Origin of the sequence: Blautia sp. MSK.18.38 (assembly GCF_024460535.1) — a bacterium.
In the GTDB taxonomy this organism is placed as follows: domain Bacteria; phylum Bacillota; class Clostridia; order Lachnospirales; family Lachnospiraceae; genus Blautia_A; species Blautia_A fusiformis.
In genome coordinates this window covers 1-26,068 of record NZ_JANFYP010000030.1, presented here as the reverse complement: position 1 = coordinate 26,068, position 26,068 = coordinate 1, and the positions used below count along the sequence as shown (strand labels likewise).

The following is a 26,068-nucleotide window of genomic DNA, read 5'->3' as shown; positions in this document are numbered from 1 at the left end:
GAATGAATGACAGGCAGACGTTGGAAAAAACCAATGCTCTGCCTGTTTCTTTCCTTCGTATGCAGAAAATCACATAATGAAAGAGGAGGGAAAAAAATGCCAGATCTTTGTTTTTATGCACCATGGATTATGAAAGAACCCATTCCGAACCCATTTCGGATGATGTTGGAAAAAGCAGGGAAAAAACGAGTCAGCTATGATGAAGCGGATTGTTCCATGCGAAATATCAGGAAGCAGGGAAAAGTCTCCCGCCTTCATGGACCTACGTTACATGCACTTCTGACACTGATTCAGATCCGGAAAGAAAAAGACTCTGGTGCTGCCGGTATACAAAGGGGCAGGGATACCATAAATTATTTCTGCATGGAATATCCTGGAAATCAGGGAAAGTATGTAATGACTTATAATTCGAAAAACGGACGTTTCAGTGGGATTTTAAAGACAGAAGAAAAAAACGAGAAGCTTCCGGGAATCCGGGAGGGCAAAAACACAGGCGAGCAGTACCTGGCCCTTTTAGCTTATGCCAATCTGGTCCCGGATAATCCTTTATTTAACGAAGAGTTCCAAAAAAATTTCTACATACTTGAAGAACAGGAAAAAAAGGAATGGGAAGACAAGGAAGCTGCACTGCGGGCGGCATTTATCTGCTGCGATGCCATGTACTGCGAAGTAATAGCAAATCCGCAGCAGGCAATCCCGCTGGAAAAGAGCCAGTTCCGTGCAGAGGAACTGGAGGATGTGCTTCTGGAATATAAAATTGCGGCCGGGGTATATGCACCAAACGATGAAATCTATGGAAAGTTTCATGTGCTTTTGCCTGTAAATGAGAAGACAAAAAGAACACTTTTTGAATTAAAACAGATCTACTCTGGCAGATGGGATGTAAATGAAAGGACAAAAGAAAGGATCCCTTCGCTTCCAGAAGACTATCTGGTAAGTAAGGAAGCTGAAGAAATCCTGCAGATGGTGGATAAGACACCGGCAAGGCTGTTTATGCTGACAGGCGATGCCGGTACTGGAAAGACAACGGATGCCAGAATGATCGCCCAGATATTAGGGCTTCCATATTATGTGTTCACCTGTGGACCTGGAACGGATGAACTGGAACTTTTAGCGACCACCGTGCCAAATATGGGCGGAACAGCACATCTGGAAATGGAATTGCCACGTCTGGAAGACATTGAAATGGATCCGGCTTCAGCTCTTGCAACGGTAAATGGCATTTATGAGGAGGGGATCAGCCGGGAAAAAGCTTTTCGGGAGATCCTGAAAGCAGTTTATGAAAAAGGCTATGAAAAGTCGAAAAATGAAAAAGACTTTCTATTAAAAGAATCAGAAATCGTAAAGGCATGCAGGGAACCATCTGTGATTGAAATTCAGGAGCCGGCCATGATTGAAAAACCTGGGACACTTACGAGATTAAACTCCCTGTTTGACGATGGAGCTGTAACCGATCTGGTAAATGGAGAACAGATACGGAGAAATCCGGATACCATTGTGATCATGACCACCAATCTGGATTATGTTGGCTGTCAGAACTTCAACCAGTCAGTTCTTTCCCGAATGAATCTGATTCAGCCAAAGGAAGCCCTGACAGAAGAAGAAATGGCAAAAAGGGCAATGAAAAGAACCGGGTTTAAAAACAAAGAACTTCTGTCCTTTATGGCTGCCACGGTCTGCAAGATCCATGAATATTTGATCGAACAGGACATTACAGATGGCGTATGCGGATACCGGGAATTGGAAAACTGGGTGTTAAGTTACATGGTTTCCAATGATCTCAGGAGGTCAGCATGGACAGCACTGCTCAGTAAAGCATCCATGGACAGGGAAGAACGGGGAACTATGGAACGCGTCTTTCTTCTTCCTCATTGTGATGTGGATTAAAAACGGATGGAGGAAACGAATGAAAAAGGCTTTATACCGGAAACGGATATGTGCAGAGAAAGAAAAACTGACACCGGAAAAAGTATTTCATACGCCGCAGTATCGTGATCTTTTGACCTCGATCGGGCATGAAATCACGGGTGGAAAGTTGACTACATTACGGTTATACGATGATAAAAATTCAGGGATTGCAGGATGGAATCAGGGAGAAACTGTTGCCGTAAATCTTGGAAACCAGATTACGTCAAGTTTTCTGACACTGGAATTAAAAAGTGACAGCCTGATCGGGATTCTGGGACATGAATGCGGACATTACCGGTATACGGATTCTGCACTTAGAAAAAGGTATGCCGAGCATATGTTAAATGGCAGCTGGTATCCAAAGGAGCCAGCACCGGAAAATGCACAGGAAAAAGAGGCATTGGATGCAATGAATGTCTACTTTGAAAGAAAAGATAAAGCAATCCTTTCTATCTTTCTGCAGACAGCATCCTATCTCAGCAATCTTTTGAATGATATGTACATAGAAGAGAAGATGTGCGCCCTTTTTCCGGGAAGCATCCGCAGGGGAATCCTTATGAATCGCGACCGAAATGTGGAATGGCTTCCAACACTTAGGGAAATGCTGGAAACGGAGAAAGACAGGTTATCTATTCTTATGAACCTGTGTGCACAGTATGCCTTGTCTTCAAGGGTCAATGCCTGGGATGGTGCGGATTACGAGCTTATTGATACACTAAAACTGCTTATGCCGGTCATTGATGAAGCGGGAAAGGCAGCAGATGACATGGAGAGATATCTTGCCACCAACCATATCCTTCTGATGATCTGGAAATATTTTGCGGAAATCATAGATGAAATAGAGAAGAACAGTACAGAAAATGAAGAGCAAAAGCCAGAACAGGAAGAGCGTGAAGGGCAAAAGGAAAACCCGAATGAATCCGAAGAAGAACCGGAGGAAGAAAAGCAGGGTAACACAGGGGCACAGACTGAGCAAAATGAAGATAAGATCAGAAAAGAGGATACGGAACAGGGGTCGGAAACAGAAGACAAAACAGAAAGAAACGGAAAGGATCAGGAAACGGAAGGCCATGAATACGGGCGTACTGCAGAACTTCAGAAGTTCCTGCAGCAGCTGTGTGAAAATCTTCCGAAATGTGTCAGGGAGTCTGGTGGCTTCGAAGACAAACAGAATGAATGTGGCATCCCTGCCTCAGAAACGGAAGCATCCAGTGATAATGCCTTGCAAAAAATCCTTTATGAAATGGCGAAAGAGACGCTTGACGAGAAGATACAGAAAGAAATTTTCGAACATCTTCAAAAGGAATTGATGGAGATACCGTTTGAAGAAGGCCATGACCTGGTACAGAAAAAACTTTGCCGTAAGACCGAGATATCAGATTTTTTAAAATTACAGACAGAAAAGTATGAGGGGCAGCTTAAACAGGTAAAAAAGAGACTTCGCCTGAAACTGCTTCCTATATTGAAAAATCAGAAAGAACGCACGGAACATAAGCTTTTTCTTGGACGTCGGGTAGATCTTCGAAACATAGCTGCACCGTCTGGGGCAGTATTTAAGAAACAACAGCCAGGAAAAAAGCTGGATATCTGTGTGGCTGTGCTGGTCGATAATTCTTTTTCCATGTGTGGGGAACGGATGGATCATGCCATTCTTGCAGCACTTTGCCTGTATGATTTTTGTATGGAATCAGAAATACCGGTTTTGGTGTGCGGACATCATACAGATGGATACCGGCATGAGAACCTGAAAGACGAAACAGTGTATCTGCATTGCTGCGCAGATTTTGAAACGGATGAAAAGGATCGGTTCCGGATCGCTGGTATGCAGCCTTATGGAAGCAACCGGGATGGAACTGCATTGTGGTATGCTGGCAGCCGTCTTTTGGAACGACCGGAAAAGCAGAAACTGCTGTTTGTGATCAGTGATGGTGCACCTAATGCAAACCAGTATGGAGGCACAGGGGCAAAAAGGGACCTTCAGAAGATTCGGAAAAAACTGCTGCAGCAGGGAGTATTCTTTCAGGCGGCTGCAATCGGAAGCGACAAGGAAGCAATTCAGGAAATTTATGAGGAATCTTTTCTGGATATTACGGATCTTGAACAGCTTCCGGCTCTTCTGACAAAGAAACTGCTGCGTTTTATCAGGAGGTAAGGATGAACAGGAAAAACAGGAAAGAAAAAGAACAGAATACGGATGTATCAAAGCAGATCTGTGTTCATAAGACACAGAATACGTTACTGGAATTTAATAGCTTTTTGCGGATGGCAGAACCAAAGGATTTCTGGCATCTTCACGAAGACTTTGCCAGCGATTATTCCAGGATCCGGGCTGTTATGGTTGACTACAGCAAAGAAGACAGCATCAGCGTTTATGCAAATCTGAGTCCGGAAATCATAAAATACGTGTATTCCCGTATATGGAATAATGTACAGGAATTTAAATTCTTCCAGCAAAAGATCTTTTGCGAGGATAAAAATTCCAACACGGGAAGAGTTACAGTATTTTCCATACAGAGGAAGGTTCGCAACAACAAAGGAGAAGTTTTAAATTATCCGTGGGTTGTCAGGATACAGAATGGCACCGGTATAGCGATGCATAATGCCAATGGCGGGCAGTATTGTAAAAAAGACAGCTACCGGAAAGAAAAAGAGGTTACCATACAGCTGAAAGATGAGGAAATCTTCACACTGTTTGCAAGAACTTCTGCTGTGATCCGGGCATTTGAACAGGACTGCATGACACGCCGCAGACAGGCTGGAAATTTCCAGAACTTGTACAGAATGGTAGAAAAACTCATTGTGGGAACTGAGGAGGAAAAAGATAATGCTGCGTAAAATAATAAAGAAGAACACATTAAAATGGAAAAAAATCTATGCGGAACAGCTTCTTGATATGATGGACGAGGAAGAAAATGCTTTACAGAAGATTTATCTGACAGGGTATGTACTTGAACTGAAAAAGGACCGGTATTTTGCCGGATGGTACAAAGGCCGGATCGTTTGCCGTTCCCTGGAGTATGCACGTTATTTTCCGAGTGCTGAGGCAGCGGAAGAGTATGTACATAAGTATCTGGGATTTGCAGGCATGACCTGTTATATCTGCCATGTAAACTGGACGCTGGCTTTCTGCGAGAGTGAAAATATGGAAGATAACTTGTTAGAGGAAAATGGTAAGATCCTTTCGTTTGCAAATTATGCAGATGTAAAGCAATACCAGAAACAGCGAGGCATGGAACATTCTACAATGGCGATCACTTATGCAAGCCGGAAAAAGAAGATTATCCTGGCAGCATAAGAACAATTTTGGGGGACTGGCGAACAGTCCCCTTTTTATATGGGAAAACAGGAGGAAATTGGATGGAATGGAAGAGTTATGAAGAATGGCTTGATATTACCCTGTACCGGCAGATGACGAACCTGATCTATAAGCTGTCATCTAATGAGGAAAAATATAAAATTTATATGCAATTAAAAGAAAATGACATGTTTCTGGAAAAGCCGAAGGTAGACATGGAAACCGCTTATGGACTGCACTATCCGGGAGAAGTCCTGGAGCGCATCGGAGAACATCTGACCTTGACAAAGCAGACATACCGTACCCTCGGACTTGCCCTGGCAAGGATGATGCCTTTGCAGGAGACCTGTATGTTCAATGGAACTCAAAAGGATCTGTTTTGGAAAAAGATGAAACAGATTCTTGGAGAGAAAGACCTGTTTTTAATCAGTATCAATTATATCTGTGAGGAAAAGGAAAAGAATCGGTGGAAACAGGCCATGCATGCGTATCCATTTGAGCGAGCAGAAGAAATGCTGTTTGCCATGTCCATCCTCCCAGATGATGAAACACTGTGGGAAGGTATAAAACAGAAACTTGCTGACAGCTTTTCAAAGAACCGGAAGATATCCGTATTTACTGAATGGAATCTTTTCGTGTGGATGGTAGGCAAAGTAATGAAAAAGCTTAAAGGGTATCGCAAAAAGGATCTGGATATCCTGAAACTGCTGGTAAAGTTAACAGGCATAAATGCTAAAAATGCGGATGCCGTTTTGGAAAAACGTATGTGTATGTTTGGATATTCCGACAAAGAGACCGCTTTTTTAAATTTTGTACTGATGTATTTTGTAGAGAGACCCGATCGGATAAGCCTTTCAGGGTTGACAGCAGAAAAAATTGGGCTGAATGTATTAGAGGCATTTTTGCCCGGAAAAGAGACATATCCAGAAGAAGCTTATGTACTTTGTTCACGGATTTTAAGAACATATGGGAAACTTTCTGTCCGTATCGACGGTAAAGAACGGCTGGAAAAATGCATGAATGAAACGTTCAGGGTGGAAAATGTAAAAACGTTTCTTACGTTGTTTCCATTTAGAAGTAATGAACCGGAAGAGTGGCACTACATTGATCTGACAGAAGAAAAATGGGATACTCTGGTAAAAGAACTCTCTTCGGAAGAATTTGAAGCGTGTGTTACAGATACTCTGAAAGGCAAAACATACAGTACGAAAAGTTTGCTGAAGTATCTGGAACGTTATGAAAACCTTACAGGAAAAAGATACCAGGAGGTTTTCTGGAAAAAGAGTGAGCCGGAACTACATGTGGTTTTCAACCGGCTGATCCTGCATGGGATTTTGAATGGAAAAAAGTATCTGGAAGAGTTTGTAAAGGATTACAAAAATGAAGAGCCAGATTTGGAAAAGAACTGGGAATTTATGGCAGGATATTTAAAAAGTGAAATAAAGGGTCTTTGTAATGAGCATTCTTATCCTATGCTGAAATTTCTGATCAATGAGATTGGAATGGATGGATGCGAATTCTTAAGCCCCTGGAGGATTTTAAAGGAAACTTTCTCCTTGGGATACTATGCTATCCAACATAGAGAGTGCGAATTTTTTTCGCCAGTTCTGGGAAAAGAGGAACACCGGGAACTGTTTTCAATGGTAGAAAAGAAGTTTTTTTATGAATATCCGGATATTTATCCAGAATACCTGACGGCCTTACTTTTAAAGGAAAGTACAGCACTTTGGATGGAACAGTCAGAAGCATATGAGCTTTCCAAATTGCTTCTTCCATTTATAAGTGATTCTTATCGAAGAGAAACCCTGTATCAGAAATATATGACAGAAGAGGATCGGAAAAGATATCAGGAACGGAAAGAATGGCTAAAGGAACAGAAAAAACGGATAGATCACTGGAAAACTGAAAAAAACATCAAACAGCAGTTTAATCAGATATTACGGGAAAACAGAAAAACGGATAAGGAGATTCAGTCTATTTATGAGTTTTACAAGAATGGTCGTTATTCATATGGCCATAAAAAGCTCTACTGTAAGATCGTTTCCTCGTATTTAAAAGATAATTTTGCAGGAACAGTGAAAAAGCTTATGGCAAAAAAGGAAGCTCTATATCTTCTTAAACTGGCAGAAAATATATACCAGGACGAATGCATGGGGTTACCGGAGATTACTGAATTAATAGAAAGGGCAGAGGTAGCGTGATGATCGAAAGAATCTTAAAGCACATGAATATTTACAGGGAAATGAAAAATGCAGCAATTCCCCTGAACCTGATAGGAAAGAAAGGGGAAGATTCCTGTATGAATGCGGCCAGACTGGTAAATCAGCAGGAACTTTCCAGTCTGATGGAGGGGTTAAATGAGGAGACGATTTCTTCTTTGATGGACGATCCGGAAATACTCATCTCTTTAGGAAAAATGAACAAAAAGGATTTTTCTATTTTAGAACCAGACCGCATCAGAATGATCGTAGAATGTGCGGGAAATGAAAAGCTGTCCGAATTTCCCTATGAAAAGATTGAGAAAGTACTGGCAGATAAAGAAATCCCGGACCGGATTGTATATGTTTATCTGAAATATTATGCTTTTCTGGAACCGGAAGAAGAGTTAAAGAAACAGCTTGTAGCAAGTCTTGATACCTGCATTGGTGAGTTTGATGTTGCCCGTGCGGGAATAAAGATACGCATGCTTTTGATAAATCCGGCTTTTTCAACGGAGCTTCTTTATGAGCTGCTCAAGGATGAGGAATCATTGGCATTACTTTTGAAACAGGATCTGATGGAACTTGTAAATTATTTATCAGAGTTTTGTGAAGAAACGGAAAGTTTAAATAAGAAACAGCTGGAAGAACTGAGCCGGCATCCAAAAGAAATCCGGAATGGATTAGAAGTGGTTCTTGCTCAGATCCCAAAAGAATGGCAGGCCTCTTTTCTTCACTTATGGCTTTGGAACGAATCATTATATGCAGATATCCCGAAGCTGATAAGATTTTTGACAGGTCCAGATGCAGATTTTGAAAAGGTTTCAAACGGAAAGGCAGCCTATGTGAACACTCTGTATGGAAATCCGCTTCCAGATATGGATCTTTATGAGCTCACTTTGGAAAAGACAGAGCTTATCCTGTATGCCATTACGAAACGGAAGAAACATTTCCTGGAACTTTTGCGAAAGAATGGAGACAGGCTTATAAACCTTGACAGGAGTTCGTTGATTCTGGATGAAGAGGTTTATAAAAGATGCCTGAATCTAAATACTTTAAACGAGCAAAATTTAAGGGATTGTGAATATATGGTAGTTCCCTGGAGAAAGAGTGAAGAATCACTGTTTTCGAAGCCTCGTGTATTTGAAGAATTGAAAGTCCTGTACAATGTAAAAGCAGTCTATATAGACCTGTATGATCGTTTAGCATACTCAAAAAGTGATGATCGTCTTCGGGTGATCCGTGAGTTGATAAAAAGAGACTGCCTGACAGATGCATTAGAGGAAAATCAGATTGAGTGCTTGGCAGAAGCTTTGTCAAAAAAGTCGCTTTCCAGATGGATGCAGGAGGATTTTAAAAACATTCTGGATCTTCGGCATGAAACAGCCATATGGATTCTGATATTTTTAATGGATTTTACTGAACTTTTAAAGGATCTTACAAAGGATAATCAGGTTTACTTCCTTTTACATAATCAGAATCTTTTAAATGGCTGTTCCGGATTACCTGCATTGATGGACAAACTGCTGTCCCAGGATCCTTCCTGGAAGAATTTAAAGACAGAATTGAATATTTCGGATGCTTTTGTCGCGGAAAATAAATCCAATATCCAGAAGTTCATTTATGAAGGTGGCGCTGAGATCATGACTTCCTTTCTGAACAGGCAGCCGAAAAAGAAGGAAGAAATCCGAAGAATCGTAAATGCTGAGTTATTAGGAAAATTCATGGAGCTGAAATACCATGGAGGAGATCTGGGACGGGAAATTGCTTTTCCAATAAAAAGAGATACAGAAGAAATCTGGAAAGAAAAGCTGCTGCGCGTGGATTGTGGATGGGAAATCTGGGAAGAGGACAGCCTGCTTCCGGTCATGCAGATAGGAGAAGTACCGCTGCGCAGCTGTATTTCCTATCGGAATGGTCCAAATTGTGATTGTCTGTTATCCTGTTTTGATGCAAATAAAAAAATTATATTTATCAAACACAATGGTAAAATTGTATTTCGTGCAATCCTCCGTCTGACAAAGGGATCTTTTGTAGCTGCGGATGAAAGGAAGACGATTGAGTTTGTTGATGTGACTGTCAAAAGCGAACCACATGAAAATAAAGCAGAAGAACTGGTTTTGTTTTTGGAACGTTATTATCAAAGCGGACTTAGCGAACAGGAAATACGAAAAGCAGTAAATTTAACTGCTATGCTGGTAAAAGAAAAAGCAGAAAAACTTGGAGCAAGGCTTGTACTTAGCAGCAGTTATAAAAATGTTCTGGAAAATAAAAACTATGTTTTGACAAACTTTTATATGTACATTTCTGCATCTAAAAATGGAAGCCAGTATCTGGACAGCCTTGGAGGGGCCGCTGGTGTCAGTGCTTCCGGAAGCTATACCTGCAATACATTTTTGCTGGAAGCAGAAGAGAGGAGAGAAGAGAGCTTATGAATATACGAAGAGCAGGAAGAAAAGTAGTAAAAAACCTACATAAAGGGTATGGCATATATCGGATCGGTTTTGTAAATATTTATGGTGAGGAAGATGAAACAGAATTGGATGCTATGAATATCAATGATCTGGAAAGACTATGGCTGTCCCTTTGTCCGGAATTTGAGTGCAAGGGAAACAGTGTATGCTATGTGGAACGGGTAGGTTAAAAAACACCCGATGCAATTCGGGGAAAAAGTGTCTTGTAAAGGTCATTCATTGATGCTAAGATAAAATAAACAAAAGCTTTTTCGAAAATTTCTTCATAACATAAAAAGAATAAAGAGGGAGGTGACAGCGAACGTGGCAGATGAAAAAATTGTGCCAGAGAACGGATTGGAAGTACGTTACGAAAGATATAAAGGTATTATTAAGAATTTTACACTCATGAGTGACATATTTATGAGAAATGTTTTCAAACAGAGAGAATGCCTGGAATATGTTCTGCAGGTCATTATGGAAAAACAGGATCTGAAAGTAATTGATCAGATCATCCAGAAGGATTATAAGAATCTGCAGGGACGATCCGCAATCATGGACTGTGTTGCCAGAGATTCCGAAGGCAAACAGTTTGACGTGGAGATCCAGCAGGATAATGAAGGTGCATCACCTAAGAGGGCACGTTACCATAGTGGTTTGATGGACATGAACACTTTAAATCCGGGTCAGGATTTTGATGAATTACCGGAAAGCTATGTGATCTTTATTACCAGGGATGACATCCTTGGGTATGGCTTTCCTATTTACCATATTGACAGGCATATCAAAGAAGCCGATGATAGCTTTCAGGACGAAGCACATATTATATATGTGAATTCCAGAAAACAGGAAGACACAGAACTTGGGAGACTTATGCATGATCTGCATTGTAAGAATGCGGATGAAATGCACAGTCCAGTTCTTGCAAAGAGGGTACATGAATTAAAAGACACGCAGAAAGGGGTTGAGCTTATGTGCCATGAGATGGAGAAAATCTACAGCGAGGGAATGGAAAGTGGGGAGAAACGTGGTGAACTCAAAAAAGCAAAAGAAACAGCACTTTCACTTGCAGAAATGGGTCTGCCTGTTGAAAAAATTGCAAAAGCTGTAAATCATAATGTGAATGAAGTCCAAAAATGGATTGATGAAAATCTATGTGCAATAAAATAAGGAACGCATTTATAAATGGGCAGGTCTGTTGGGCTTGCCCTGATTTATATAATATCGTGCTTAAGAGTAAATATCCAGTTATAATAGAGCAGTTATTCTGTATCAGAGTTGTAGAGACATCAGCCATAAATATATAGTACTAGAAAAGGAGCCTGTCAAATGGAAACATTAGTTATCTATTTTTCGCAGAAAGGAAAGACAAAAGAAGCTGCTGGACGGATCGCACAGCTTTCCGGTGCAGATCTGGCAGAGATTAAGACTCATAAATCTTACCGGATGTCTTATAGAAAAACGGTATTTACCTCATTAAAAGAAATTTTATTAAATGAGCGGCCAGAACTGGATATGGAGATTCCTGATATTTCTGCATACGACAGGATACTGATAGGAAGCCCGATCTGGTGTGGAACATTTCCAAATGCAGTATTCAGTTTTCTGGACAGGGTAAATCTGAATGGAAAAAAAGCAGCAATTTTTACAACCAGCGGAGCTACAGAACCACAAAAAATTGCGGTGAAGATCAAAAAGAAATATTCTGCAAAATGGTGCAGACCATTTAATGCGAACCATGCAACAGATGAAAATATCACAGATTGGTTAAAATAGTATGATCTCACAAACAGGAATGCGGATGAAATGCACAGTCCGGTTCTTGCAAAACGGGTACATGAATTAAAAGACACGCAGAAAGGGGCCACGCTTATGTGCCATGAGATGGAAAAAATTTATAGCGAAGGAATGGAAAGCGGCGAACTAAAAAAAGCAAAAGAGACAGCTCTTTCTATGGCAGAAGAGGGGATGGATGTTAAGAAAATTGCCCGTTTGGTTAAAGTAAGCGAAGACGATATCCAGAAATGGATTGATGAAAACATGTGTGTGGCGAAGTAAATAAAAATCATATTATAGTGGGTAAGTCGGTTTTCGACTTACCTATTTATTAATTAAAGGTCAGGAATTTTTAGAGGCAAACTTGAGATTTGGTGTCGATGTAGAACAAAATAGGATTAATCAGTTTTCTAACAGCTGATTAATCCTATTTCATTTTTATTATTCTTTTTGTATGTGATTGTTTTTACGAAAACTGAGTTCTCGCATAAAAACACTTCCGTTTTCGTATTGATTGATTCAGCAGGTCGCACCGGTGTGGTACTGTTCTGCTGTGGGATAAGCATACGAAAATCGGAGGAAAAAGACATTGAGGGGAAATTGAGCTGGAATTGAGAAAAAAGATATATTGTGCTTACGTTCTTCATGTACTCTTGTTGTGATTTCATTGTTTTTTATCGTATAATATGGATACTGGAGGTGGTTTGGATGAAATACAAGATTTTAGTTGTCGATGATGATAAAGAATTGGTGAAAATGCTTTGTAGTTATTTTAATATGAAACAATATGAAACCATTACGGCTACAGACGGAATGGAAGCATTAAATAAAATAAAAATGAAACCGGATATTATTTTGTTGGATATCAATATGCCACGCATGGATGGGATTGAAGTATGTCGTCTGATACGCAGTAAAGTGTTATGTCCAATTTTATTTCTGACAGCAAGAGTTGATGAAGATGATAAAATTAATGGGTTGCTTTCAGGTGGGGATGATTATATTACGAAACCATTTAGTCTTCGGGAGTTGGAAGCGAGGATTGTTACAAACATAAAGAGGGAAGAAAGGCATCAACAAAAAACAGAATACCGCTTCATGGATGAAATGCTGATTGATTATTCTGAAAAAATAGTAGCTATAGCTGGACACAAGATGGAGTTCACAAAAATTGAATATCAGATTATAGAATTCTTATCCATGCATCCGGGGCAGGTGTTTGATAAAGAACGTATATATGAACAAGTCTGTGGATATGATGCGGAAGGGGACAGTAGAACGATAACGGAGTTAGTACGGCGTATAAGGAAAAAAATAGCGGATTGTTCAGAAAAAGAATACATAGAAACTGTATGGGGGATTGGATACCGATGGAAAAAATAAGAAACTTGTCACTGAAAAAAACAATTCTGTTTTATTTTGTGATCAGCTTGACGGCAGCATTTCTGTTATCTGCATTTACAGTTCATTTTGCAAGAAATATGCAGAATGAAATATGGGAAAAATATATTGATTATGCAGATTATACGGACGTGTTTCAGCAACATGGAAAGAAATACGAGATTGAGATATCAAGACCTAATCAATCGCAGATGAATCGTTTGGACTATCATCTTTCGGAAATGTGTGACTTTATAGAAACATATTCGGTACTGATTTTTTCGATTGTTGGGAGTGTTGCTACGGTTTTCTTTTTTTATAAAAACAAGTTAAAGACGCCTCTACAGGAATTAAAAGATGCCTCACAAATGATTGCAGATAATGAACTGGATTTTCATGTGTCCTATGAAAATAAAGATGAGATGGGAACGTTGTGTAAAGAATTTGAAATGATGCGGAGTGCTTTAGCAGATAACAACAGAAAGATGTGGCGAATGATTGATGACGAGAAGGTCTTGCGGAATGCAATTGCACATGACATACGTTCTCCACTTTCCATATTGCGAGGGTATCAGGAAATGCTCTTAGAGTTTATTTCTGCTGAGAGTATAAAAACAGAGGACATTATGGATATCTTGCAAACAGGCATGTATCAGATTGACCGAATAGAACATTTCACGGAAAACATGAGAAAAATGTCCCATTTAGAACAGAGGGAACTGCAATGTTCAGAGATAGTATTATCGGAGCTGGCAAAAAAGATTGAGACAGAAGCTGTCATGCTGTCCAAGAAGGAAAGTAAACTATGTAAGGTAGAAAGCGTACAGGAACAAAACGTTGTGAAAGTGGATGAGGAACTTGTCATGGAAGTGACAGACAACTTACTGGAAAATGCGGTTCGATATGCGCAAAAAAGTATTGCTCTGCAGATAAGGAAAAAAAATGGTTTTCTTATAATTTCTGTTGAAGATGATGGAATAGGTTTTGTGGATACTGAGGAAAAAGTAACAGAGCCGTTTTATCATAAGAATCCACAAGATGATTTAAAGCATTTTGGTCTTGGCATGTATATTTCTCGTATTTTCTGTGAAAAGCATGGAGGAAATTTGAAAATATATAATGCCAGACAGGGCGGTGCTCATGTAGAAGCTCTTTTCAAAGCTGAATAAAAATATGTTAGAAGGCTAAGATCATAAATAAAGTGGTTTTAGTCTTTTTTGTTGTGAATTTATTGAGAATTGATTTGTATGATGCTGTTAAAGAAATAAAGAAAGGAAGAGATACAATGAAAACAATCATAAAAAGAAGTATACTTGATTATTTAAAGAACCCTGTTTTGTGGATTGGCTTGATTATTATAGTCGCCAGTATATATCAATGTCTGTCATCGTATTTGCAAATTCATTATATCAAACCGAATGAACAGGTTACACAAAATGATGTAGCATTGGGAGATGCCGATGTCATGGATGGCTACATTCCTACATCTGATGATAAGGAAAGAAGAAGGGAGTGGGAAGATACGATCAGAGAGACTTTAATGGACACCTCCAAAAATGGTTTTGGATTTAGCAGGCAAGAAGCGGATGATGTAGTGAAAAAAATTCAGAATATGGATGTAAAGACTGCTTCTGAGTTCCTGGAATCCCAATATGGCTATTATAACGCAATATATGCTTATGAAGACCTTGAAATTCATAAGGGGACAACAGAAGAAATCAATCATTATATCAAACAGAAATTATCCGAACATTCTTTTTCCTGGTACTTTGCAAAAAAATTTACGGATTTTGCAGGATTGCATATGGCCTTTTTTGCAACAGTCTTGCTATCATTTTTATTTATTCAAGATACACGAAAAAGTACCTATGAATTATTACATACAAAGCCTGTTACGGCAATCCAATATATATGTGGGAAAGTAATAAGCGGATTCATTAGTATGCTGGGAGTATTAGTGATTTTGAATGTTATATTCTTTATGCTGTGTTTGAAAACGTCTTTAGAATCGGGCTTTCCAGTAACACCAATTGATTTTTGCGTGAATTCTCTGATCTATATTGTTCCAAATCTTTTGATGATATGTTGTGTCTATACAATTACAGCAGTAATATTTAAAAATCCGCTTCCGGCAGCACCAATCTTGTTTTTATACATTATATATTCAAATATGCTGACCATGAAGAATGATATTTATTATATGAGACCGTTCTCTATTATGGTGCGATTCCCTGGCAGATTTTTTGAAACACATGTAGCCAAAATGTCAAACATAAATCAGATTATTCTTGTAATTTCATCAGTTATATTAGTATGTATTTCTGTTACAATCTGGAAAAGGAGGAGGGTTCATTGAAAACGGAACTAAAAAACTGCCTGCCATTATATAAGATTTTTTATTCATGTGCATTTATACTGATATTGTGTGCTATTCATCCGATTATATACTATGAAGAAATCGGTTCAGCGATTCAGTCTCCAATAGCATTTTTAACAATTATTTTTTGTAGTGACACATATTTGATGGAAGTAAAAAGTAAGCGTGCCGATGTATTTCATTTGTATGATCAAAAAAAGCAGTTAAAAGTAATATCACAGAGAGTGTGCGTTCAAATATTATATTTATTAATACTTTCCTGTGTTGGATATGTTTTGTTTTTCTGGCAAAAACCGGGCAGTGTAAACGAAGGTATTTCGGGCACTCAGATATTCCTTTTATTTTTCATTGCAATGTTCGGAACCATTTGGCTTTGGAGTATATGCTCTGTGATTTTGTGTACATTGATCGGAAATATGTGGGCAGGTATAGGATGTTTATTTGGAATTGTCATTGGTCTTATATCGAAAGAGGGCAGTTCATTTTTCGGGAATCTGGGATTGTTTTCTTTCAGCTCGTGTGAACTTAATCAATTAATGTCCGAGAGTTGGATTTATGGAACGCTTGTGTCTTTTATAGTGGGTATGCTTTTATTTGCAGTATTACCAATGGCTTTAAAGAAAAGGGGATAGATTATGAGTATTAGAATAAATGATTTAACAGTTAGATTTAAAAATGGTGTAGTTGCAGTAAATAAGGCATCTCTTGAAATACCTAAGGGAATTTACGGACTTTTGGGAGAGAATGGTGCGGGAAAAACCACGCTGATGAGGGTTCTTACAACCGTTTTAAAACAAACGGAAGGAATGGTTTCGCTTGATGGAATTCTGTATAACGAGGGAAATTATGAAAAAATACAGAAAAAGATTGGTTATCTTCCACAGGAAATTGACTTATATCCGAATCTTACGGTGAAAGAATGTCTTGTATATATGGGGGGACTGTCAGGAGTAGCCAGAAATGACCTCGAACAAAGAATTACCTATTATCTGGAAAAGACTTCTCTTACAGAGCATCAGAATAAAAAAATGCGGCAATTATCTGGTGGTATGAAGAGACGTGTCGGACTCATACAGGCACTTCTTAATAATCCGGATTTTTTGATTATTGATGAACCTACCACCGGGTTAGATCCGGAAGAAAGAATCAGGATCCGCAATCTTTTGGTTGATTTTTCAAAGGATAGAACTGTGCTGTTTTCCACTCATGTAGTAGAAGATTTAGCAGCAACCTGTACACAGCTTGCCATTATGAAAAAGGGAAGTTTTTTATATTCTGGAAGCGTGAGTGGGTTGCTGGAAAATGCAAAGGGCTGTGTTTGGAATTGTACGGTACAAAATGCAGAAGAAGCCCGTTTGTTAGAAGCCAATTATTCTATATCATCTAAGCAGTATGTAGAAAATGGAATTCATATGAAAGTATTAAGCAAAGAAAAGCCAAATGAGAATTGTGTCCCGGATAATGATATCACTTTGGAAGATGCATATATTTATTTGACGAATAATCGAGAGTAAAGGATATTAGTGTAATGTGTCATGTTTTATTTAATGGAAAATATCCAACCAATGAAGTATTTTCAACATCAAACCCACTTAAGTAATAAATTAATCTTTTTGGTAAACTCAATCTCATTATCTAATAAGAAATATTCTTCTTCATTGAGATTTCAGGTCAAAATAGAAGAGGCGTAAATACTGTCCGGAAAATATTAAAAGAAAACGTCTATCAATTTCTTTTATACTTTGATAAACTATATGATAATGATAAGCTAACTAAAAGGGAAACTCAGTTTGTAGAATATGTAAGAAAAAAGCGATAAGACATAAGAAAAAAAACTTTAGATCACTTAAAACAGTTGAAATCTCAATTGGGAATGTATTAGAGAGAGACGGTGTCTGCCGCACGACGGCTTTTGCTGTCGTGCGGCAGAGCTGGCTTTATTTTACATACCGCTCAAGTTCTTGAGCCTCTGTTTCCACCAGTTTTTCAATGTTGCCATTTTTATCACGGATCACTTTGAGATTGATACCATCGCTTGCACTGTTATCACAGTAGGTGTTGTGGTCTGAATCATAGAGGATATGAATAATTTTCCCATCATATATCCAGTTACCAGAGGTTTGGTCATAGAAAATTCCAAATGTGGTATAGGCATCAAGGCTATTATCACGATAATTTGGATCACCCAATTCAAAACTACCGCTGTTTCCGGTAATGCCAGCCGCAGCAAGTTCTGACTTTATTTCTTCCTGTTTTTCCGTTCGAGCCTTGAAGTCAGCATCCGAGGACTGCTTTAATCCTGTTAAGGTTCCATTGGTATCTTTAATCGGCTCCACGTCTACAACGCCATCCTCAAAGAAGAACGAATTTGCGTGTTCTGCGTTTATCTGATCTTTGAAGTAGCGCACAGTCTGACCTTCATAAAAGAAACGGTCTTTTTCTTTATCATAGGTCATACCATAGGGCTCATAAGCGGAGTACTGTTCTGCAATTTCTTTCCTGCGGGTTTCTTCAGCTTTAGCCTGTTCCTCCGAGGAAATCGCTTCATCATTTTCATAGGCTTCTGCCGTTAAGTTGGATGAAGAAGTGTCACTACTGTCATAGGCTTGTTCTTCGGAAATTAAGCTATTTGAGGTTACCTTATTTGCTTGTTGTGTATCAGCAGCGTTAGAGGCACGAGCACTTAATATCGTTGATACACAAAGTGTCATAGTAAATGCGAGAATTCTAATGTTATTTTTTTTCATATCTAAAACAACTCCTTTCTGTTGATGCTTTTATATTACCAAATCTTTTTGGGATACTATTGTGATGAATATGTTTTTTATGTGTAGTTAAAAAAGCATGGGCAGTGCTTATCGCCGCCTCATGCTTTCAGAATTGAATTGTGAATAAAACACCTCTTTCGGTATTTGTTATACTGTATTCTGCTTGATGTTGTTCTAAAATGGTTTTGACAATGTATAATCCCAAACCACTCCCACCAGTTTTCTTATTGCGAGAATGTTCTACTCTGTAAAATGCATCAAACAGTTTTGGAATTTCTAAATCAGGAATATGAATACCTGTGTTTTCCAACAAAAATTGAACCGTCCCATCTTCCGCAAAGGCAGTCAAATAGATTGAGCTACCCTCCGGTGAGTAGGAAATCGCATTGGAAATCAAGTTATTGATTACTTTTTGTATCAGTGCCTTATCCCCAATAACACTCAAATCGGGAGTAATATTTTCATTCCAATCTATATCTTTTTGGATAATTAAATCTTCAAACAGTGCGTATTTCTGTTTGAGAATATCCGAAAATTGAATAGTTTCTTTTTTAAGCCCGACTTTTGACGATTTCATACGGGAAACCGTGAGAATTTCCTGTACCATATTTTCCATTGTATTGATGATTTCCAGAGAGCGCACCAGATATTTATTACGATTTTGATAATCCCCAACGTTCAAAATCATACCCTCGGTCTGCCCCTTGATAACTGTAATAGGCGTTTTCAGTTCGTGAGAAACTGCGGAAAAAAAGTCTAATTGTGCCTGTTCCAATGCACGTTCACGCTCAATGTCTGCTTGTAGTTTCTCATTAGCACATTTCAAATCTGTCATAGAAGCAGACAGCTTTTGTGACATTTCATTTAAGCTATGAGCCAATGTTCCGAGTTCGTCTGTCCGATTTTCTTCACATCTCCAACTAAAATCCAATTCTGCCATTCTTTTTGATACACGATTGATACGCAGAACTGGCCTGGTTACATAATGAGAATATACGATAGAGGCCAGTACAGCAACTAACAGAATTACAAAAAGCAGAATAATAAAAATACCACCCAAAGTATCCTTTAACAAATTAACTTCTTGTGCACTACCTGCGACTGTTAATGTGTAGACATCATCCGAATCTACAAATGTAAAGATATAACTGTGCGTGGCCCGATATGCCGCTGGATCGGCACATTCAATTGCTACACCACCTGTGACGAAAACGGGAAATGTCATGCTGTTTTGTGACGGTAGTTCAATTTCACGATTTAAGGAATCAAATAATTGAATTAACACACCATTTTGATTTATTACAAATTCATCAAAAAGGTTTCCACTTTCCATGGGGGTGAGATTTTCAACTTCTGTGAGAAGTGAATTGACTGCACTATCTAAACTTGCATCAAGTGTTGTGCTATAAGTTTTTGGGATAAGCCATGAGATAACCCCGTAAGTTATCATGCAACAAAGGCTGGTCAACAAAAAAGTCACAATGAATATCTTTATAAACAAACTGCTCTTATTTTTCTTTATCAATTTTATATCCCACCCCTCTGATTGTCTGGATAAAGTCGATACCAAGTTTTTTTCTCAAATTCTTGATATGTGTATCAACAACACGTTCGTCCCCGTAGAAATCATATTTCCAAAGGCGATCCAACAGATTTTGCCGGGTAAGAACGCGCCCTTGATTCAAAAGTAATTCCCGTAAAATCTCAAATTCCCGCTGTGTCAATTCGTGGGTTTCTCCATTTATTGAAGCAGAGTAGCTGTCTAAATCCAAAATCAAGTTTTTATAGGATATTGTTTGATGTTCTTGATTTGGTTTCATTGTACTCCGCCGTAAAACCGCAGCTATTTTACGAATTAATATTGGCATGGAAAACGGCTTTGTAATATAATCGTCTACTTGCAAATCTAACCCTCTGATTTGTTCTTCTTCTCCGTTTAGAGCAGTCAGCATAATGATGGGAACCTGTGATTGTTTACGGATTAGCTCGCATACTGTAAACCCATCAATTTTAGGCAACATTATATCCAACAATATCAAGTCAAAACGAGCGGATGAAAACAGTGCAATAGCTTCCATGCCGTCACTTGCAATCGTAATTTCATATCCAACTTCTTGCAAAAAGTTTCTTAAAAGATCTTGAATATCTAAATCGTCCTCAACAATTAAAATGTGCTGCATAAAACCACCTCCACTGGTATAGTATCATAAAATTTTGTGATTCGTGTGTAGTTCCTACCTAAATTATAATTAAAGCCATCAAATCTTTCAAATTTCAAAGCGTGAAACAAAATACTATTTCACATCAAATTTCATTACATTCTCATAATCAGACCCGAAATGTACGATGATATCGGGTGATATGAAAGGATAAAGTTTTACTTGAATGGAATGAGGATATTGTTCCAAATAATTATGTAAAGTAGTTTTATCAAAAAATCCTGGACTACTACATCCATCTATATAAATTTCTGATATTCCAGATGTTCTAGTTGAATAGCTTTCATTATTATGAGTGTTCCATTTTGTGAATTATATGATAAAACGAATGTTTTGGATTATATCGGTTGATTCTATGATAGTAACATCTATCAAGGCCCATTCATTAGTAGTAAATTGATGTATTTGTTCCCTTGAAAATGTTGATAGATACTGTGTTTTAGCGGATAATCAGATTTTTATTGTATTTTTATATAAAAGCAAATGTAAAGAAGACGTGAGTTACATCATTAAAATGAAGTGACTTACGTCTTTTTTCATTATTTAAAAAAAATATTAAAAAAAGTGTAACCCATGCAAAGAAAATACGATATCTATTATGTAAGACTTTTGTTATGATATTTACATAGGCTATTTGAAAATACGAAATCGGAGGGAAGTGTATGGAAGATAATTATATTATAGATTTGTTTTGGAGCAGAGATGAAAATGCAATACAATTGGTTGATAAGAAGTATCGTTCTACTTGTTATTCTATTGCATGGAAGATTCTTATGAACCGGGAAGATTCCGAAGAGTGTGTAAATGACACATGGTTTGCGGCATGGCGTTATATCCCACCCAAAAGACCTCCAAGACTGGTAGCTTTCTTAGGAAAAATCACAAGGGGATTTGCAATTGATATGTTAAGAAAAAAATATGCAGTAAAAAGAATGGACATGCATATTGTAGAGATAACGGAAGAGGTAGAAAGTTTAAATACCGCCACAATGTATAATTTAGATGAACATATGGAAGCTGAGAAACTGATAGAAATTATCAATGATTTTCTAAAGAGTTTATCTGACAGGGACAGGGATATTTTTGTTCAGAGATATTGGGTAATGGAATCTATTAAAAATATTGCCACCAGACATAAGATGTCAGAAGGGGCAATTAAGCAGAATTTGTTGAGGAATAAAAGGAAATTGAAAAAGATATTAGAAAGGGAGGGGCGACTATGAAAAAGGATGAATATAGTTTTTTGGAATTATTCGGAAACATAGATGATGAATACATTACCCAGGCATTACAGCCGAGGAAAAGGCATAATCCTATGATTAAATGGATGCCGGTTGCTGCCTGTTTGGTGCTGGTTATGATTGCAAGCATTCTTGTTCCACATTTTTTACGGACTGCTACAATAGCTGAAAGTAAATATAAATATCATGTTTCTGAAAAAGAACGAGCCATAGAATGGCCATGGAAATACAAGACTCCTGCTGAAAAGTATCCTGTTGTTAAATTTAATGGAAAACAGTTTATTGCGAAAAGTCAGAATTCTATTCATACAGAGGTAATGGGGGAGATAATTGGCTCCTGTGTGGCAGAAGGGCTTGATCCTGATACAGGAAAGACATACACGGAAACATTTGAAGTGCGGAAGATTAAGGGCATATCAGAGGAACTGATGATCGCCGTAGGCAATGAGGACGGATTTTATGTTTATGCGGCTGATGAAGCGGCGGCTCCAGATACGTTAGGTAAGTTACTGGAACTTTATGAGCTTTCTCAAAACATAGAGTTAAATTATGTGACGAAATGTGAAGGTTATGAAGAGAAAGAGGAGCTCTTGCTGGATAATGATGAAAAGATATGGCAGATCCTTTCTGATTGTGGCGATGCAAAGATTGATGATACAAGTGATTTCTTTGAAAGAGAGAATCGAAGATATCTGGCTTTTGCGGCAACTTCTGAAGCATTGGGTGTTTATAACCGGGTGGTCTACATTTCTGAGGATGGTTACTTTGCTACTAATATTTTTGATTATGAATATAGTTATTTTATTGGAAAAGAGGCAGCAGGACAGATCATCAGTTATATACAAAAACATTCCACGGAAACAAAGTCCAGTACCAGTCTGCCAACCATATCCGGAACTGTTACAGAAATTGGAAATGGATACATTATGGTTGATGATACTATTTTATGCAGGAAATCAAAAGCAGGAAAGAAATATAAGGTATATACAGATGATATAAAAGTAAGGAGATGGATTGAAAGCGGAGAAGTCAAAGCAGGGGATCTTGTAGCTGTCGAATATGAAGGTGAAATTTCCAATGACTATGAAGTAAAGGGAGCGTATTCCATATTTACAGGAACCCTTGAAGAAAATGGTATTTTAAACCAGGAATAACAAAAATAGGAAAGGGTACAGATGTGAAGATAATGAAGATAAAACGAAATTATTTGATAAAGATTGCACCAGCTGTTTTATTAGTAGGTACTGCTTACTGGCTCCTCGGTTCTGACTTTTTTACATTTTTGACCTGGTGGGAAATGATATGCCTGCTAGGACTGGTATTTATGCCAGTGACATTCAGGATATTCATGGGCTTTGATGATAATGGCTGGATGTTTTCTAAAGTACTGGCAGTCGCTGTATGCGGATATGTGCAGTGGCTGCTGGCCTGTTTAAAAATCACTCCATTTACAGGCATAAGCTGTGTTATTATCACGATTATTTGTTGTCTGGGCAGTATTTTGTATGGAATCAAATGTAAGAACAGAATCACGAATTCTCTTCCCTGGGAACAGACAACCCTGGTTTACCGGGAAGAAATTCTGTTTTTTCTGGTGTTTCTTTTCTGGACATATCTGGCGGGATTTCATCCGGCGGCTCATGGAACGGAAAAATATATGGATTTTGGTTTTATGCAGTCCATGATGAGAAGTACAACCTTACCAGCCCAGGATATGTGGTTTGCCGGAAAGTCTTTTAATTATTATTATGGTGGACAGTATCTTGCCGTATTCCTTACGAAGCTGACCGGGACAAGCGTGGAGATCACTTATAATCTGATGAGGACGATGGTTGCCGCTTTTGCCTTTGTTCTTCCCTTTAGTTTGGTACGCCAGATGCTGAAGGACAAATTAAGGACTGGGAGAAAATGGTCTTTAGAGCTTGGTGGTATCCTGGCAGGGATGGCGGTGTCTATGAGTGGGAATCTCCACTATATTATTTATGGAATCATCCTCAGACTGATGAAAATAAAAACAGATTACTGGTTTCCAAACTCTACCCGTTATATAGGTTTTGATCCAGCTGTGACTGGGGATGAGACGATCCATGAGTTTCCGTCCTATTCGTTTGTACTGGGAGATCTTCATGCTCATGTAATAAATGTCTTTCTGGTCCTGACGGTACTGGGAATCCTATATTCATGGATGAAGACAAATTCAGGAAAAAGCTGGAGACAGAGAGAAATCGGATTTCTCGGACTGTTTCTGGGAATGTTCCTTTTTTCTAATACCTGGGATTTTATGATCTATTACGTTGTGAGTTGCGGAGTATTGCTTTTCGGAAATCTGAAACGTTATTCCTCTGATTCTTTTATAAGTTCAGCATTGAAATGGAGTGTGATACAGTGGGGGGAACTGCTGACAGTTGCTTTCCTCGCATCACTTCCGTTCCATTTAACTTTTCAAAATGTGATGGTTCAAGGAATCGGAGTAGTAAAAATACATACTGCTTTTTACCAGTTCTGTGTATTATGGGCATTCCCATTTCTGGTCTGCGTGCCATTTGTTATCGGAATTCTGAAAAAAATACGAACATTGCCAGATAAAAAAATTCGAAGTTTTTTTAGTGATGTAAAGTATCCTGATTTGTATGGACTAGTTCTTGTACTTTGTGCTATGGGACTGATCTTTATTCCTGAAATTGTTTATGTACGGGACATTTATGAAAAAACAGCTCCAAGAGCCAATACCATGTTCAAGCTGACTTATCAGGCATATATCATGTTTGGAATTATGATGGCATATATATTGGTTTCATTTACAGCAACCAGAATAAAAAGATGTAATGGTACTGACAATGCTATAATATGTAAAGGACTGCTGAGGTGCCCAAGACGTCAGGTCCTGACAGGGATCATTGCGATCCTGCTTCTGATCTCAACTTGCGGATACCTGGAAAATGCAATCATTCATTGGTTTGGAGGATTCCCGAAAAGAAGTGCATATCAGACATTGAACGCAACGAATTATTTGGAAAATGCGATTCCTGATGATGCAGCTGGAATCCGCTGGCTGAATGATAATGTCAATGGACAACCTGCTGTTCTTGAAGCCAGTGGGGACAGTTATAAGGATTATGATAACCGTGTTTCGGCAATGACAGGACTACCAACGGTTTTAGGCTGGTATGTGCATGAATGGCTGTGGAGAAATAATCTGAAAGAGGAAAATCAACGAAAAGAAGAGGTGCAGACCATATACACTTCAAGCAACGCTGAGCAAATAAAATCTTTGATAGAAAAGTATAAGATTTCCTATTTATTCATCGGCAGTTGTGAAGCTGAGAAGTATGGAGAGATCAATAGCGAATTATTAACTTCGCTTGGAAAAGTTGTTTTTCGACAGGGTGAGACGACGATAATTGAGGTTTCCGATGGGGAGAGGGCTGATTGATATAAAAGAGATAAAATTTTATAAAATGTGTTACCTTATGCAAAAAAATACGATTAATTATATAGATGGCAAATTTTGGCAAAGGAGGTTATGCATGATTGTTTATCAGCCATATAGAAAATGAAAGGAGTCTAATCATATGAAACATAAGGTAAAGATTATAATACTCAGTGCTTTAGGAGTTTTGCTTGTGGGATCATCGGTGGCTTATGCATACTCACAAAAAGGCACTCTGATCTCACAGAAAACGGAGGAGCTGCCTGACGGAAATATTTATGTTGAAGAATTATATGAAATAGACCAGTAAGACAGAAAAAGCGGGGATGGCGTATTGATACGACATCCCCCTTTACATGGCGAGAGTTGTTAATTTCTTTAGAAATAAGTTAAACAAACTGAAGTGGAATATGCATTATATAAGCAAAAATGTTTTTTTCGAAGAACGAATAATGTTAAACTCAATTCGCCATTCAGTGTCGTCTGATACTGGTTTGAAGTGTAAAGCGGAACAAGCAACATGGAGATTTGCCTGATTGCTGTCGCTATACAGGATTACAGTTGGCTCCTCTGCACCACCAATAATGTCAATACAGGCAATATCGTTTTGCATTTCCGGTGTAAAGGAGTCTGTTGCAGGTACAACTTCTAAAGGTTTATCGCTATCTGCACAATCATGAATCGAAATGTCATTGTCTGGTTCAGGAGAAAGTGTATAGCTCATAGTGATAAAATGTGTGGGATACAACCAACGGTCAGAGCCCACGTGGTTTTGAGAAAGCGTCTGCTGTTCCAATTTTTGTACAGTTAATGCATATTCTGTTTCACTGACCGGATGGGAGAAAGTGAACTGGTCACCAGGAGCGTGTATCTTAAAATGCGGCCCAGGTACACGGAATGGTTGTTGCTCCATTGTAAGCGAAAGAGATTTTATTGCAGGACGGCGTTTACCTGACCACAGAAATGCCGAGAGTATGAAACTTTTTCTGTAAAATAATGTTTAGAAGGTTCTTCTATGATAAA

23 protein-coding genes are annotated in these 26,068 nt (G+C 38.5%); 19 read left to right on the top strand and 4 right to left on the bottom strand.

What is annotated here, in order from left to right:
* Positions 1-96 precede the first annotated feature (96 nt).
* The 15 genes from NE638_RS15445 (at position 97) to NE638_RS15375 (ending at position 16,901) form a co-directional block, all read left to right on the top strand.
* Positions 97-1,887 carry a hypothetical protein gene (locus NE638_RS15445; RefSeq protein WP_244094868.1) on the top strand — a complete coding sequence of 597 codons (1,791 nt, stop codon included), beginning with the start codon at positions 97-99 and terminating at the stop codon, positions 1,885-1,887.
* Between the two features lie 19 nt (positions 1,888-1,906).
* Complete coding sequence (locus NE638_RS15440; protein ID WP_244094867.1) at positions 1,907-4,060, top strand: cobaltochelatase CobT-related protein; 2,154 nt, start codon at positions 1,907-1,909, stop codon at positions 4,058-4,060.
* A gap of 2 nt (positions 4,061-4,062) precedes the next feature.
* Positions 4,063-4,743, top strand: a complete 681-nt coding sequence (locus tag NE638_RS15435) for a hypothetical protein (protein WP_005422993.1) — start codon at positions 4,063-4,065, stop codon at positions 4,741-4,743.
* Positions 4,733-5,203 carry a hypothetical protein gene (locus NE638_RS15430; RefSeq protein WP_173746626.1) on the top strand — a complete coding sequence of 157 codons (471 nt, stop codon included), beginning with the start codon at positions 4,733-4,735 and terminating at the stop codon, positions 5,201-5,203. Before NE638_RS15435 ends, NE638_RS15430 begins: the two co-directional genes overlap by 11 nt.
* Positions 5,204-5,265: 62 nt before the next feature.
* Positions 5,266-7,404 (top strand): hypothetical protein, encoded by a 2,139-nt coding sequence (locus tag NE638_RS15425; RefSeq protein WP_173746624.1) that lies wholly within the window; start codon positions 5,266-5,268, stop codon positions 7,402-7,404.
* Complete coding sequence (locus tag NE638_RS15420) at positions 7,404-9,836, top strand: hypothetical protein (RefSeq protein WP_173746622.1); 2,433 nt, start codon at positions 7,404-7,406, stop codon at positions 9,834-9,836. Before NE638_RS15425 ends, NE638_RS15420 begins: the two co-directional genes overlap by 1 nt.
* Positions 9,833-10,045, top strand: a complete 213-nt coding sequence (locus NE638_RS15415; protein WP_015525098.1) for a hypothetical protein — start codon at positions 9,833-9,835, stop codon at positions 10,043-10,045. Before NE638_RS15420 ends, NE638_RS15415 begins: the two co-directional genes overlap by 4 nt.
* 217 nt (positions 10,046-10,262) lie before the next feature.
* Positions 10,263-11,024, top strand: coding sequence for an Rpn family recombination-promoting nuclease/putative transposase (locus NE638_RS15410; RefSeq protein ID WP_244094869.1), 762 nt, complete (start codon positions 10,263-10,265; stop codon positions 11,022-11,024).
* A 159-nt stretch (positions 11,025-11,183) separates the two neighbouring features.
* A complete protein-coding gene (locus NE638_RS15405) occupies positions 11,184-11,630 on the top strand; it encodes a flavodoxin (RefSeq protein WP_173746618.1) in 447 nt (148 codons plus the stop codon).
* Positions 11,631-11,660: 30 nt separating this feature from the next.
* On the top strand, positions 11,661-11,912 hold the full coding sequence (locus tag NE638_RS15400) for a hypothetical protein (RefSeq protein WP_173746617.1): 252 nt from the start codon (positions 11,661-11,663) through the stop codon (positions 11,910-11,912).
* A gap of 426 nt (positions 11,913-12,338) precedes the next feature.
* Positions 12,339-13,013, top strand: coding sequence for a response regulator transcription factor (locus NE638_RS15395; RefSeq protein WP_024853919.1), 675 nt, complete (start codon positions 12,339-12,341; stop codon positions 13,011-13,013).
* Entirely contained in the window at positions 13,001-14,179 is a 1,179-nt protein-coding gene (locus tag NE638_RS15390) for a sensor histidine kinase (protein ID WP_173746616.1), read from the top strand. The genes NE638_RS15395 and NE638_RS15390 overlap by 13 nt, the downstream gene beginning before the upstream one ends.
* A 116-nt stretch (positions 14,180-14,295) precedes the next feature.
* Positions 14,296-15,366, top strand: a complete 1,071-nt coding sequence (locus NE638_RS15385) for an ABC transporter permease subunit (RefSeq protein ID WP_173746615.1) — start codon at positions 14,296-14,298, stop codon at positions 15,364-15,366.
* A complete protein-coding gene (locus tag NE638_RS15380; protein ID WP_244094866.1) occupies positions 15,363-16,019 on the top strand; it encodes a transporter in 657 nt (218 codons plus the stop codon). Before NE638_RS15385 ends, NE638_RS15380 begins: the two co-directional genes overlap by 4 nt.
* A 3-nt stretch (positions 16,020-16,022) precedes the next feature.
* Positions 16,023-16,901: an ATP-binding cassette domain-containing protein gene (locus tag NE638_RS15375; protein WP_173746614.1), complete on the top strand. Its 879-nt coding sequence runs from the start codon at positions 16,023-16,025 to the stop codon at positions 16,899-16,901.
* 423 nt (positions 16,902-17,324) lie between these two features.
* On the opposite strand, the gene NE638_RS15370 is transcribed toward NE638_RS15375, so the two are convergent.
* The 3 genes from NE638_RS15370 to NE638_RS15360 all read right to left on the bottom strand — a co-directional run bounded on the left by NE638_RS15370 (position 17,325) and on the right by NE638_RS15360 (position 20,335).
* Entirely contained in the window at positions 17,325-18,134 is an 810-nt protein-coding gene (locus NE638_RS15370) for a hypothetical protein (RefSeq protein WP_114001640.1), read from the bottom strand.
* 127 nt (positions 18,135-18,261) lie between these two features.
* A complete protein-coding gene (locus NE638_RS15365) occupies positions 18,262-19,680 on the bottom strand; it encodes a sensor histidine kinase (RefSeq protein WP_173746613.1) in 1,419 nt (472 codons plus the stop codon).
* The gene (locus NE638_RS15360; protein WP_119233899.1) at positions 19,664-20,335 is read right to left on the bottom strand and encodes a response regulator transcription factor; all 672 of its coding nucleotides are present in this window, start codon (positions 20,333-20,335) and stop codon (positions 19,664-19,666) included. Before NE638_RS15360 ends, NE638_RS15365 begins: the two co-directional genes overlap by 17 nt.
* Positions 20,336-21,036: 701 nt before the next feature.
* Here NE638_RS15360 and NE638_RS15355 point away from each other — a divergent pair.
* From NE638_RS15355 to NE638_RS15340, 4 genes are all read left to right on the top strand, one after another.
* Positions 21,037-21,597 carry an RNA polymerase sigma factor gene (locus NE638_RS15355; protein WP_173746611.1) on the top strand — a complete coding sequence of 187 codons (561 nt, stop codon included), beginning with the start codon at positions 21,037-21,039 and terminating at the stop codon, positions 21,595-21,597.
* A complete protein-coding gene (locus tag NE638_RS15350; RefSeq protein WP_173746609.1) occupies positions 21,594-22,769 on the top strand; it encodes a hypothetical protein in 1,176 nt (391 codons plus the stop codon). The genes NE638_RS15355 and NE638_RS15350 overlap by 4 nt, the downstream gene beginning before the upstream one ends.
* A gap of 32 nt (positions 22,770-22,801) precedes the next feature.
* On the top strand, positions 22,802-25,048 hold the full coding sequence (locus tag NE638_RS15345) for a DUF2298 domain-containing protein (RefSeq protein ID WP_173746607.1): 2,247 nt from the start codon (positions 22,802-22,804) through the stop codon (positions 25,046-25,048).
* A 139-nt stretch (positions 25,049-25,187) separates the two neighbouring features.
* Positions 25,188-25,355, top strand: coding sequence for a hypothetical protein (locus NE638_RS15340; protein ID WP_173746605.1), 168 nt, complete (start codon positions 25,188-25,190; stop codon positions 25,353-25,355).
* A 105-nt stretch (positions 25,356-25,460) separates the two neighbouring features.
* Here the strand turns inward: NE638_RS15340 and NE638_RS15335 are convergent, their stop codons facing one another.
* A complete protein-coding gene (locus NE638_RS15335) occupies positions 25,461-25,958 on the bottom strand; it encodes a hypothetical protein (protein ID WP_173746602.1) in 498 nt (165 codons plus the stop codon).
* Positions 25,959-26,068 lie beyond the last annotated feature (110 nt).